The sequence below is a fragment of the Vibrio sp. Scap24 genome (genome assembly GCF_013394185.1).
Classification (GTDB): domain Bacteria; phylum Pseudomonadota; class Gammaproteobacteria; order Enterobacterales; family Vibrionaceae; genus Vibrio; species Vibrio pomeroyi.
On record NZ_CP041332.1, the window covers coordinates 1,696,690 to 1,709,749 of the forward strand.

Here is a 13,060-nt window from a genome sequence, read left to right on the forward strand (position 1 = left end):
TTCAAAATCGAGTGAAGTGAGAACCCGCAACCACTGCTATGACTGAATGAATCGATAAAAAGTAGTCGCCAATTATCCTAGCCTAAACAGGCTTTTATTGGCGACTAATGTAACAATTCACTATCATAAATGCGACACAATAAGCTTACAGTAGCCATTAAATTAGTCGCATAAGATCGCTGAGTTGCTCTATTTCAACATCAGGAAGCACACTCGCCTTCGAAGAGAGGTATAAATTGGAACCAGTGTCATTAAACCAGCATGCTTGGAAGCCGTTTTTCTTAGCTCCGTAGACATCGGTTCTCAGGTGATCACCCACATGAAGGATGTTATTCGCATCAAAACCTAGGTATTGCTGCGCTTTATCAAACATATCTGGGTAAGGTTTGGCTTTGCCATCAGGGCCAGCTTTAAGGATTAATTGGAAGTACTTTCCCAAGCCAATTTTATGCGGGTCTACATTGCCATTAGTAATCGCAACCAAGGGAATGCGTTGGCTAAGCTCTGCCATCACTCGATGTGTTTCTTGAGGAACGTCGACTTGATTGCGCAGCCATAATGCATGTTCGATACCTTCACGAGCCGCCTGTTCAGCTTGCTGCTGTGAATAACCCAACTGCAGTAAACCGACCTTTATCTGAGTCTCACGCCACACGGTGACATCGTGCTTTAGCATTGGATTATCAGATGCGACCTGCTGCTTAATGCCCTGCCACTCTTCGAGTGATAAAGAGGCCGACACAGGGTGCTTTTGAAAAAGCCACTGCGCCATCTCTTTCTCAACCTTCATGATCACAGGCCAGTTGTCGTACAAGGTGTCATCCAAGTCAAAGGTCATGGCTTTGATCGGCTTTAAGCCTCGATAAATTCGCATAGTAAAACCTTTAATCTAATCTTTGTTCTTCTTACGAGCTCTCGGATGAGCCTGATCATAAGCTTGCGCTAAGTGTTGAAAATCCAAGTGGGTATACACTTGCGTGGTCGAGATGTTTTCATGCCCTAATAACTCTTGAACGGCACGAAGGTTTTGGCTCGACTCGAGTACATGCGTGGCAAAAGAGTGACGCAGTTTGTGCGGGCTAATATGGCTCGCCACAGCCTGCTTCTTACCCCACTCTTCCATACGCTTTTGCACGCTACGATGAGAGATGCGTGTCCCTAGTTTAGAAACAAACAGTGCGCTTTCTCCTGGCGACGCTAATTCACCGCGGACCTTGAGCCATTTATCGACCCACTCTTTGGCTAAACCAGAAAACGGCGCCTTACGTTCTTTGTCGCCCTTACCAATCACTCGGATCTCGCCCTGACGACCCAACACATCTTTAAGGTTAATACCCACCAGTTCTGCCAGTCGCAAACCAGCGCCGTACAGCACTTCCATCATCGCTCGGTCACGAATCGACAGTGGATCGTCCTCATTCATATCAAGCAGTTGACCCACTTCATCGACATCGAGGTTTTTAGGCAGAGGACGTTGTTTTCGAGGTGCCGAGACCCCTTTGGCTGGGTTGGCGGTCATTTCGCCACGCAAAACAAGGAAATCAAAGAAGCTGCGTAGTGAAGACAAACGCGTTGCAATGCTGCTCGCTTTCATCCCCTCACGCATGCCTTTACTGGCAAGTTGTCTTACCCACGCAGCATCGACTTGGTCCCAATCCTTCAGCCCAAGAGTGACTAAATGAGCGGCCATAGTTTCAAGTTGTTGTCGGTAGTTACGTTGAGTGTGTAGGCTGAGTCCCTTCTCGCTTCTGAGATATTCATAGAAGCGAGAAAGTGGCTTTTGAAGGCTATTAGGAAGAGGTATTTTGGGCTCTAGGCTCATTATTTATCTGCCAAGGTAAGGTGTCCGCCAAATGAGCAACAACAAGCGCCAAATGACGTAAAAAGAGCGTATCCATATGAGGTTGGAAATGTCCGCCATCTTCACTAGAGAAAGCGAGCAAACCCAATGGAGACTGCTTAGCAAGTGGAAGTACTACATAAGAGCCTAGCTCTGGAACCTGAAAATCACCAAACAAATCGTGTCTGTCGGCTTTTCTCAGGCGTCCTAGATAAGCATCTTTGCCGTTAAAATGGTTAAGCGAAAACTTCGAATAACCCTCAGCACTCAGTTGATAAAAGCCCGATTGAGAAAGAATTCGAACATGCGCTTTAAGCCCAAGGTCTAATGCTTTCTGTTCAACGGCTTTAATCACCTGCATGAAGTCACTGCATTTGAGCACTTGAGCTTGCAGATCCATAAACTCATAAAAGGTTTTATCGTTATTCGCCGCCAGCGACATCAAGCCAGTGATCTCTTCTTCGAGCTCTTCGATTCGATGACGTTGGCGTTTAAGCTGAATCTCAACCAGAGAAACAGCACCCTGCTCAACGTTATTGATAGCAAGGCGATCAACCAAATCTTTTCTGTCTTGGAAAAAATCTGGGTTATCACGTAAATATTCCGCGACCACTTCTGCGGTGAGTGCGTCGGCTTCAACGTAAGACAAAACCTATCCTTTATGTTTTATGAATCTATTAGTTATAAATCGTTATTAGCAAGAAAGTTGACCATCAAACACATGCGTTGCAGGGCCAGTCATAAACAGAGGTTTACCCGGACCTTGCCAACTAATGTGTAAATCACCGCCAGGTAGACGAACTTTCACATTCTCAGCCAATAAGCCTTGGGTAATACCTACCGCAACCGCGCCACATGCACCGCTGCCACATGCTTGAGTTTCGCCTGCACCACGCTCATAAACACGTAAGCGAACCTCTTCACGGTTAACCACCTGCATAAAGCCAGCATTAACACGCTCAGGGAAACGTTCATGTGATTCAAGAAGCGGGCCTAAGGTGTCTACATCCGCGGTGTCGACGTCATCAACCACGGTCACCACATGTGGGTTACCCATGCTTACTGCACCACAGAACAAGGTGTGTACATCCGTTCTCAGGATATAGGTCTTCTCTGGCTGCTTGGCCTTGAATGGAATCTTGCCTGGCTCGAACTCAGGAATGCCCATGTTAACAGTGATCAGGTCATTCTCTTCAATCTTAAGAACCATTTTGCCTTTCTTGGTACTCACGTTGATGCTGTACTTATTCGTTAAGCCTTTCATGCGAACGAATCGTGCAAAACAACGAGCGCCATTGCCACACTGCTCCACTTCACTGCCATCCGCATTGAATATGCGGTAATGGAAATCAGTTTCTGGATCATAGGGAGCCTCAACCACAAGTAGCTGGTCAAAGCCCACACCAGTGTGACGATCCGCCAAACGACGGATCAAATCTGGAGAAAAGAAAATATTTTGAGTAATGCAGTCCACGACCATGAAATCATTGCCCAAACCATGCATTTTAGAAAAGTGGAAGTGCATAACGCTTAAAATTACTCCGGAAGAATGTTTTCAAGTTCCCACAGACTCGTAAGCTCTTCACGCTGACGAACCAAGTGAGTTTTATCGCCATCCACCATCACTTCAGCCGCACGCGAACGAGTGTTGTAGTTAGATGACATCGCGAAGCCATAAGCACCCGCAGAACGAACTGCCAGTAAATCGCCTTCTTCAAGAACAAGGTCACGATCTTTACCTAGGAAGTCACCTGTCTCACAGATAGGGCCAACCAAATCGTAAGTCACCGCTTTACCCTGACGTGGGCTTACTGGAACAATATCTTGCCAAGCTTGGTAAAGCGCTGGACGCATTAGGTCGTTCATCGCGGCATCGATGATGGCAAAGTTCTTATGCTCCGTTGGCTTCAGGAACTCGACTTTCGTTAATAATACACCAGCGTTAGCAGCAATCGCTCTTCCAGGCTCGAAAATCAGCTCTAGATCAGAATGATTGTCTAGGCGAGCCAATAGGGCTTTCGCGTAGTCAGAAGGCTGTGGTGGTAATTCATCACGATAAACCACACCTAAGCCACCACCAACATCAAGGTGTTTGATGTTAATACCGTTAGCACGCAGTTGGTCGATAAGAGCAAGCAGACGATCGGTTGCATCGATGAAAGGTTCAATATCCGTTAGCTGAGAACCGATGTGGCAATCAATACCATGGATAGACAAGTTATCGAGTGTTTGTGCAAACGCATAAACAGCTGGAGCACGGTCAAAGGCAATACCAAACTTGTTATCACGCAGACCTGTAGAGATGTAAGGGTGAGTATTTGCATCAACATCTGGGTTGATACGCAGTGAAATCGGCGCTTTAACACCAAGCTCACCAGCCACTTTATTCAGTCGCTCTAGTTCTGGTTCAGACTCTACGTTGAAACACTTAATGTTCAACTCAAGCGCACGCTTCATTTCAGCGGCTGTTTTGCCGACACCAGAGAACACAACTTTCGCCGGATCGCCACCTGCAGCAACCACACGCTCTAACTCACCGCCAGAAACGATGTCAAAGCCTGAGCCCAAACGAGCCAAAGTGTTCAATACGCCAAGGTTCGAGTTAGCTTTAACGGCATAACACACCAAGTGTGGATGCTCACCAACCGATGAATCAAACGCATTCCAGTGGCGTTCTAATGTTGCACGAGAATATACATACAGCGGTGTACCATATTGCTCTGCTAGTTGTGAAAGTGCGACGTCCTCAGCCCAAAGCTGGCCATCTTCCTGATAGTTGAAGTAATCCAAAGTTCTTATCCCTTATAAATAACGATTTCTGCGTGTTTCACTTATTGTGATTGTTCAGTCTGCTGAACTTCATCAGGATCGTATAACGGACCCGTTTGACCACAACCAGAAAGTCCAATAACGGACACCATAAACAGAGCGGTAATTAATTTTTTCATTTTGCATATCGTGATTATTAACTCAATGCCCCCTATAATCGCACCACACTCAGGAAAAGCAATAGGATAGAAAGGATGAACGAGACTGAATTTCATCAGCTGGTCGATATACAGATGCAAAACATCGAAGAAGCTATCGATGAATCAGAGGCAGATATTGATTACGAAGTGACTGGTAACGTGATGACGCTGGAGTTTGAGAACCGCAGCCAAATCATCATTAACCGCCAAGAACCAATGAAAGAAATCTGGTTGGCGTCTAAATCTGGTGGCTTCCACTTTAAATTAATCGACGACAAGTGGACATGTTCTAAGACGGGCATGGAGCTGTTTGAGATGGTGAAAGAAGAATGCGTGAAGCACGCAGGTGAAGAGATCGATTGGGTCTAATCATTTGTAAGCAAAACTAAAAAGGAGTGAATCAATCACTCCTTTTTTAGTATCAATCAGTCTTAATAAGCCTAGATGTTCACTATCTTTGAACTCCGAGAAGCTAACGTCGCATCGTTACGGTAAGGCACAACATAAGAGTTGCCCTCTTCTGGATGAACGATCTGGTAGTACTGAGGTAAGTTAAAGTTAATCAACTTAGACGACATCTTCGATTCATCTTTTACCGACGTGTAGAAAGAGTTCACACTCGCGATCATCTCATCTTTTTCGCCGCTGTACTGATGATACACCTCAACCTGATTCGACTCATCCAATACATAAATATTGAAACCTTTATCGGTATCTTCGAAGAAGAACTGAATTAAGCCCTCACTCGCAAAACCATCTACCACTTCTGGCAATTGATACTCTTGCTCTTTGTCGAGCATCAGTAAAGGCGAACCCTTCAGCTTGTTAGTTGAGATACTACGATAGAAGTCGACCGAGTTTTCCAACATCTGTACCGACACACCACGACGTTCGAAGAATAGGCCAAACATCTTATTAGCTAAACGAATAGCCTTAAAACGACGGCGCTTCTCTGGTTCGATTGGCTTTAAGCGTAAGTCGATACACTCAGCAAGTAGCTGATACACCATGTTACGCATCACACCGCGCAGGTTTTTGCTGTAACAGAATACATCGACCGACTCTGGCGGCAACGCATCTTGGTGCATTTTGCCCAGTACCGTTTTAAGCGCGTCCAGCATTGCGGTATCACCTTGGAAATGAAGCGTACGTACTTCATGCCAAGAGTTACGATAAACCAAATCGACACTGCCGACTAAGCTCTTACCTTCTTCACCAAAGCTAAAGATATCGGCATTCTTCAGGTCAACCTTCAAAGCACGACCACTCAATTCAGAAGTCGGGTCGTTTTCGAAGTTAATGAACATCGCCAGCTGGCTGATCTCACACGGGCTCGCCAGTGCTTGCATACTCGGACGGCGCTTACGTAAAGAGAAGGTATTACGAAGATCACTCACCATTTGATAGAACTTATCGATATCAATGTGGGCGTCACGAACCACAGAATGCAAACGTGTCGATTCAGTAATCAAACCATTGAAGAATGACCAAGCAACCAGCTTACTCAAGTACTCATGGTGCTCAAGTGAAGGCTGGCCAAGAATACGGTGCGCAATCAGTGGCTGTTTGTACAAGTACCAACCCGCTTTATTGGATTGCCCCTGGCGAACCTCAATAAAGCTCAAGTCAGGTTCATGCAGATCCGGAGAGATTTGCGGGTTCAATAACGTCACTTTACCCGGCAACACCTCAAACGCAGCATAAAGCTTACGTGCCAAGATACTGATATCTTGTGGGCTGATTGCCGAAGTGATGTCGTTACGACGTGCAAATTGAATCAAGTTACGATAGCTCAGCATCAAGGCATCAAGTAGCGCATGGTGCACCACTTTCACCTGTTCAACCTTCCAGTTACGGCGGTTATCGAGCTCAGCAATGGTTTCCTGTCCCCAATTCCAAGACTTAGTCATCTCGGTTAGGGCTTCACGACGCCATGCAACAGAACCGATACCGGCTTCACGCGACAACTTCTCGTGAGTCTTGAGGTAGAAACAGCGTCTCACCAAGTCCAAACGAGTGTGGTCGTTAATACGCTCTAGGTAGCGAGTTACCTTCTCTAGCATCAGATAGTAGCTATCCATGCCATATAGATCAGGTTCATCCGCAAAGAAGCGGCGCTTGGTATCGATACTCAATAGTTGGGTATTTGGGTATTCCCATGAATAAGCTTCTAGCAGGATCGCCTTTAACACCGACTTATACGGTGAGTCGATACTCTTGTAGAGCTGCCACAAGTTAGAACCGAAGTACTCTTCCGCGGGAATGCGATTCAGCTTGCCGAAATCGATCCACTGCGAACAATCAAGATAACCATCCTGACATAGGCCTTGAACATATTGGTCATAACACTCTTCCATTTCTGGCGGAATGATTTGCCACAACAAGCGTTGGCCAGCTAAACGAACGGCTGAGCGATAGAACTCATCAAGCAATAACAGGTGCTGTGAAGAACCACAGTTATCACCAGTCATCTCTTCAGAATGGTTCGAGCGGAAACGCTGTTCATCCATCAAGAAAAAGTTAGCTTCAACACCTAAGGTTTCAGCCCAATCGGTAATCAACAAGCACTTGTTCGTCAAGCTATCACGCGCTGGGCCATCCATATCAGGAGAAACACATACCCAGATATCCAGATCACTTGAGGTGCTTTGACCGATAGAAGAGGTACTACCCATGGTGTACAAGCCAAGAATTGCTGGTTCAGCAGCCTCGGTAAGTTTACCGCCAAGTGTTAATTCGGTATCAGACACAAATTGCTTTTGGAATTCATTAAGCGTGAAGCTACGAATTCCAAAAGGAACTTGTTGGTCATAATAACCAGGCATCATTGGGTGATTGAAATGAAGAAGTGCGGGGATTAGGTTAAAAACTCGCTGGCCTTGGACATTCATCAACGCCAACGCACGATCAATGCGCTGCTGATTTAGATTGTCTAATCGTTGAATCAAAGTCTGAGTGTAAGCCTGCAAGGTAAGTCCTTGGTTTGAGATTAAATGCACTTCTGTTTAGTTACTGAACGAAAGCAGCAACAAAACGTGATCAATTTAACACTTTTACCCCTAATGGTAAAGCAAAGGAACCCGTCATACTGGCCAATTCCTTAATGACAGAAAGTTAAACTCACGGCGCCGTAGTGTCCTCTTTATTGACTATTTCTAATAATAGCCCATGTTTCAAATGAGATACCAATCACACTATTTTGGTGAACTCATGAAAATCTCTCAGCTATCAAAGCATGGAATGATCAAACAGTAAGAATTTTCGCCTCACAATGGTAGGATTAGGCTATTACAGAACCTATATCGGAAACACCATGACAAATTCAGCACCAATCCGTATCGCAACCAGAAAAAGCCCTCTTGCCCTTTGGCAGGCATACTTTGTAAGGGATGCACTGCAAGCTGCTCACCCTGGTTTAGAGGTTGAGTTGGTAACTATGGTGACCAAAGGTGACATTATCCTCGATACCCCACTGGCTAAAGTTGGCGGTAAAGGGCTGTTCGTTAAAGAACTCGAAGTGGCAATGCTAGAAGGTCGTGCTGACCTTGCGGTTCACTCAATGAAAGATGTACCTGTCGACTTCCCTGAAGGTCTAGGTCTGGTAACGATCTGTGAACGTGAAGATCCACGTGATGCTTTCGTATCAAACACTTACAACAACATTGATGAGCTACCACAAGGTGCTGTCGTGGGTACATGTAGCCTACGTCGTCAATGTCAGCTATTAGAATACCGCCCTGATTTAATCATCAAGGAACTGCGTGGCAACGTTGGTACTCGTCTAGGTAAACTCGATGATGGCCAATACGATGCTATCGTCCTAGCGGCAGCTGGACTTAAGCGCCTAGAGCTTGAAGAGCGTATCCGTAGCTTTATCGAACCAGAACAGTCTCTGCCTGCTGTCGGTCAAGGTGCTGTAGGCATTGAATGTCGTCTTGATGACGAGCGCCTGATCAAGCTTCTTGAGCCACTGAATCACCAAGACACAGCCGATCGCGTACTTTGCGAGCGTGCAATGAACCTAACGTTGGAAGGTGGTTGTCAGGTACCTATCGGTAGCTACTCACTGTTAGATGGCGACAACATCTGGCTGCGCGCACTTGTTGGTGAACCTGACGGTTCTAAGATGGTTCGTGGTGAGATCTCTGGTCCTCGTAAGGATGCAGAAGCACTGGGCGTTACTCTGGCTAATCAACTGCTGGATGACGGGGCGAGAGAAATCTTAACCAAGCTTTACGCAGACCAAGAATAATTATGACAGTGTTGGTAACTCGTCCCGGCTCAGAGGGACAATCGCTTTGCCAACAACTAGCGGATGAAGGGATTCAAGCAATCCATCATCCGCTTATTCGTATCGTTGATAACCCAGACTCTGCGGATTTAAGCACTCAACTCAATAACAGCGATATCATTATTGCAGTCAGTCACCATGCTGTGACCGCGGCTCAAAGCATCCTTTCCAAAACCTCATCTATTTGGCCTACTTCGCCGCTTTATCTTGGCGTTGGTCAAAAAACTGCGCACGTTTTAAGCAAAGTCTGTAAACAAAAAGTAAACTATCCTCAAGTTAGTGATAGTGAACATCTTCTTAAACTTACTGAACTTAATGGTGTCGATAATAAATCCATTTTGATACTACGTGGCAATGGTGGGCGTGAGCTCATTAGAGATTCTTTACTCAATCAAGGTGCACAAGTCTCCTATTGTGAGACCTACCGTAGAGAATATATTCCCATTAACGACCACAATACCTATCAAACATGGGTAAACCAAAATACATCAAAAGTTGTCATCACTAGTCAGGAACAATTGGAGTATCTCTGCTCAATAACCCCTGACGAGTATTTGGCTTGGCTTTCAACAAGACAACTATTTGTCCCAAGCCAGCGCATAGCAGAACGAGCACAGCAGCTCGGGTTCTCCAATGTGATTAATACTCAAAGTGCTACGAACCAAATATTACTGGCTGCTCTCCGGCCTTAGCTAGAAACAGGAAATAAGCATGACAAGCAAAAAAAATAATGAGCATATTGAACCTGAAAAGAAACAAGATACTCAGCCAGTAGTTGTTGAAAACGAAAAAGCTGAATCTACAGAGACAAAACAACCTGAACAAAAGCTTGATGCCTCTGCATCAAATACCACTCAAAATGAACAGTCTCAAGCTGAACATAAAGAGCAAATAGAGAAAGCGGAAAAGCAAGGTAAGCGCGGTGTCAAACTAGGTGCAATTGCAATCGCTATTTCTATTATTTTCAGCGGTGGCATTGCCTTTCAAATGCAACAAAAGAGCGCAGATTACTCAGCTCAAATCGCAGCGCTTCAAGCACAATTACAAAACACCCAGTCTGCAGTAAATAAAGACCTACAAACCATCAAGCAAGAGACCATCCAAGAAGCGTCACATGCGGTGGAAAAAACTCAGGTAGTACAATCCCAACAACAGAAAAGCATTCAAAGTCTGCAGTTAGCCGTAGCTGACGTTAAAGGCCGCCGCCCGAATGACTGGTTACTTGCCGAAGCCGATTACCTTGTAAAACTTGCTGGCCGTAAACTTTTCCTTGAGCATGATGCTGTTAGCGCCACCAAACTTATGGAAAGCGCCGATCAGCGTATCGCAGCACTGAACGACCCTAGCTTGGTGTCTCTGCGTCAATCCATGACCAATGACATTACTAAGCTTCGCACTATCCCTCTGATCGACCGTGATGGTTTAGTTCTACGTATTACAAGCCTTCAACAACAAGTCGATAATCTGCCCCTAGCTAACGCTATTCTTCCAGAAGCTGCGGTTGTTGAGAAACAAGCTGTGTCGCAAGACATCAATGATTGGCAGAACAACTTGATGACGTCGATGAAAGACTTTTCAGAAAACTTCATTACTTTCCGTAGTCGTGATGGTGAGGTTATCCCACTACTATCACCGGAACAGCACTTCTACTTGCGTGAAAATATCAAAGGCAAGCTAGAAACAGCTATTCGCGCGGTCTACAAAGAGCAAGGTGAAGTCTATAGCGCAGCGCTTAAGACAGCTAACGAGTGGTCGAAGTCGTACCTAAACCAAGATAACAACTCAGTAATCGAGTTCGAAAAGGCGATTAAACAGTTAAGTGAGCAAAATATTTCTGTGAAATACCCTGTAAAGCTTGAGTCTCAAAATGAGTTGTCGGATGTCATTCGTGAACGTCTACGCCGTGAGGTAACGGTAATGACCTCGGAGGAGAAATAATGATTCGTTTGATTTTTCTTTTCCTTGTACTCGGTGCGGGTCTGTTTGTCGGCACTCAGTTCTCAGGTCAACAAGGTTATGTGCTGATCTCAATTGCGAATAAGACGATTGAGATGAGTGTGACAACAATGGCTATCTTTGTGATTGCCCTTTTGGCCGCACTGTTTGGCTTAGAGTACCTATTTAAGAAGCTTATTTACGCGAGCTCAACAACTTGGAACTGGTTCAGCGTTCGTAAACTAAAACGCTCTCGTCGTTATACCAATGAAGGCATCATCAAGCTTCTTGAGGGTGATTGGAAAGGCGCAGAGAAGAAGGTAACTCGTTGGGCAAATCACCACGACATGCCTTTGCTTTGTTACCTAGTAGCTTCACAAGCGGCACATGAGCAAGGCAATACCGCTGAGCGCGATAAGTACATCGAGCTTGCTAGCCAACAAGACGATTCTCTACTGGCCGTTGAGCTAACTAAAGCCAAGCAACAAATCAGCGAATCAAACTACGAAGCCGCTTTCGATACGCTTTCAAATCTTAAAGGTTCGCACCCTAACAACACTGCGGTGCTTGGATTGCTAAAAGCGACCTACATGCAGCTGAAGCTATGGCAGCCATTGTTGGAACTAACGCCAAAACTCGCTAAGAACAAGCTTCTAACGGCAGATGAGCAGCGTGAACTAGAACAGAAAGCACAATGTGGTTTGCTTCACGACGTCGCACAGCAACAAGGTAGCGAAGGTTTAATCAGTCACTGGAATAAGCTTCCAAGAAAACAGAAGCAAAGTTCACACCTTGTATCGTGCTTTGTGAAACAACTGATCGCACGTAAAGCTGATTCAGAAGCCTTCACAGTGATTAAAGAGAACATTGCGAAGAATGGTTCAAACGAACTCTACATGTTGCTTCCTGAACTTAATCTAGCCGATCACCACCCAGTGGTTGTGATGCTAGAGCGCGCAATCAGTAAAGATAGCAACAATGCAGAAGCACACAGTGCATTAGCTCAGTTCTACCTAAGAGAGCAAAAGTGGGCAGAAGCTCAAAGCCACTTCGAAAAAGCACTAGCACTTCGTTCTAATGTTTCAGATTACGGATACCTATCTGATGCACTAGAGAAGCAGAACTTAACCAAAGCAGCCCACGAGGTTTCTCGTAAGGCACTCGCTCTAGTTCAGCCAGCTTAAGCAAATACACTTAACATGAAGCCGATGCCAAGCATCGGCTTTTTTGTGTCTGTAATTTACCTCTCGATAACGCCAAACAATCCTACTTTTCATCAGATACAGTTTAAGCATAGATATCCCGCAAGGTAACTAAACCGGTTCAACAGACTCTAGACATAATACTGAGGCACAAGAGCAATCGTAAATGATTCATTGAGCCTAGCGGCTTTAGCTCGAACTCTAGCGAGAGTATTTCAATAACAAATAAACTCTTTAGAAGCGATTAGAGCTGACAAATATTCGCTATGCCAACATCTAGCTTGACTAAGCCTATTTAGCGAGAAGGATAAAATACTTCAAAAGGTTTTAGATTAGGTGTGAACTCAGAACTCGACGATCCATTTCCAACTATAGATCCAGTAATCCGAGTAACTCTTCCTTTATGCTAGGGAGTGTAGACCGATCAACCGCTGTACTCACCATACAACTATTATCAACTAGGCTTTATCAGTCATTCACCCTCTAAATTATCAGAACCTATAGGCATAAATATCACTATTGAGAGCAGAGCTTTCTTACCCCGATAGATTCAGGGGTAATAGAAGTTAAACAACCTCATGCAAGTTAGTGCTAGGCTTTCTGGTAACTGGTAAGCATCGAGGCTGCGAACTACGGACAAGCCACGAGTGGGACGCTTTCGACCTAGGAATTAAACAGCAAGACTTCTTAGTAAGTGCTGTTGTGGCAGCCCGAAGCGAGCGGAGCTTGATCGAAAATATAGCCAGAAACGACGAAAGCCTAGTCGTCAGACTAGGCTTTCTGAGAAGTATCGGAGTGTCTGGTATTCCATCGGACTCACGCA

The 13,060-nt window shown here is 45.3% G+C and carries 12 protein-coding genes; 5 read left to right on the forward strand and 7 right to left on the reverse strand.

All coding sequences use genetic code 11. From position 1 onward, the window contains the following. Window positions 1–157: 157 nt before the first annotated feature. Genes yigB through FLM53_RS07435 form a run of 6 tightly spaced genes read right to left on the reverse strand, consistent with a single transcriptional unit; the run spans window position 158 to window position 4,884 of the window. Window positions 158–874, reverse strand: coding sequence for a 5-amino-6-(5-phospho-D-ribitylamino)uracil phosphatase YigB (gene yigB / locus FLM53_RS07410; protein WP_176680599.1), 717 nt, complete (start codon window positions 872–874; stop codon window positions 158–160). A 15-nt stretch (window positions 875–889) separates the two neighbouring features. Next, window positions 890–1,822, reverse strand: coding sequence for a tyrosine recombinase XerC (xerC, locus tag FLM53_RS07415; protein ID WP_176680600.1), 933 nt, complete (start codon window positions 1,820–1,822; stop codon window positions 890–892). Further along, window positions 1,791–2,489 carry a DUF484 family protein gene (locus FLM53_RS07420; protein ID WP_048658896.1) on the reverse strand — a complete coding sequence of 233 codons (699 nt, stop codon included), beginning with the start codon at window positions 2,487–2,489 and terminating at the stop codon, window positions 1,791–1,793. Before FLM53_RS07420 ends, xerC begins: the two co-directional genes overlap by 32 nt. 45 nt (window positions 2,490–2,534) lie before the next feature. Continuing rightward, window positions 2,535–3,365, reverse strand: coding sequence for a diaminopimelate epimerase (gene dapF, locus FLM53_RS07425; RefSeq protein ID WP_017061013.1), 831 nt, complete (start codon window positions 3,363–3,365; stop codon window positions 2,535–2,537). Between the two features lie 11 nt (window positions 3,366–3,376). Next, complete coding sequence (lysA, locus tag FLM53_RS07430; RefSeq protein WP_176680601.1) at window positions 3,377–4,630, reverse strand: diaminopimelate decarboxylase; 1,254 nt, start codon at window positions 4,628–4,630, stop codon at window positions 3,377–3,379. A gap of 41 nt (window positions 4,631–4,671) precedes the next feature. Further along, window positions 4,672–4,884: a lipoprotein gene (locus FLM53_RS07435; RefSeq protein WP_017104751.1), complete on the reverse strand. Its 213-nt coding sequence runs from the start codon at window positions 4,882–4,884 to the stop codon at window positions 4,672–4,674. Between FLM53_RS07435 and cyaY the strand changes: the two genes are divergently transcribed. Beyond that, the gene (gene cyaY / locus FLM53_RS07440) at window positions 4,864–5,178 is read left to right on the forward strand and encodes an iron donor protein CyaY (RefSeq protein ID WP_017633314.1); all 315 of its coding nucleotides are present in this window, start codon (window positions 4,864–4,866) and stop codon (window positions 5,176–5,178) included. The two genes, FLM53_RS07435 and cyaY, sit on opposite strands and share 21 nt — an antisense overlap. Before the next feature lie 71 nt (window positions 5,179–5,249). Here the strand turns inward: cyaY and FLM53_RS07445 are convergent, their stop codons facing one another. Continuing rightward, window positions 5,250–7,778: a class I adenylate cyclase gene (locus FLM53_RS07445; protein WP_176680602.1), complete on the reverse strand. Its 2,529-nt coding sequence runs from the start codon at window positions 7,776–7,778 to the stop codon at window positions 5,250–5,252. A gap of 344 nt (window positions 7,779–8,122) precedes the next feature. Between FLM53_RS07445 and hemC the strand changes: the two genes are divergently transcribed. The 4 genes from hemC to FLM53_RS07465 are packed head-to-tail and all read left to right on the forward strand — an operon-like array spanning window position 8,123 to window position 12,219. Continuing rightward, window positions 8,123–9,061, forward strand: a complete 939-nt coding sequence (hemC, locus tag FLM53_RS07450) for a hydroxymethylbilane synthase (protein ID WP_017633312.1) — start codon at window positions 8,123–8,125, stop codon at window positions 9,059–9,061. Window positions 9,062–9,063: 2 nt separating this feature from the next. Beyond that, on the forward strand, window positions 9,064–9,792 hold the full coding sequence (locus FLM53_RS07455) for a uroporphyrinogen-III synthase (RefSeq protein ID WP_176680603.1): 729 nt from the start codon (window positions 9,064–9,066) through the stop codon (window positions 9,790–9,792). A 19-nt stretch (window positions 9,793–9,811) separates the two neighbouring features. Continuing rightward, on the forward strand, window positions 9,812–11,038 hold the full coding sequence (locus FLM53_RS07460) for a uroporphyrinogen-III C-methyltransferase (protein ID WP_176680604.1): 1,227 nt from the start codon (window positions 9,812–9,814) through the stop codon (window positions 11,036–11,038). Continuing rightward, the gene (locus FLM53_RS07465; protein ID WP_176680605.1) at window positions 11,038–12,219 is read left to right on the forward strand and encodes a heme biosynthesis protein HemY; all 1,182 of its coding nucleotides are present in this window, start codon (window positions 11,038–11,040) and stop codon (window positions 12,217–12,219) included. Before FLM53_RS07460 ends, FLM53_RS07465 begins: the two co-directional genes overlap by 1 nt. The last annotated feature ends 841 nt before the right edge of the window (window positions 12,220–13,060 follow it).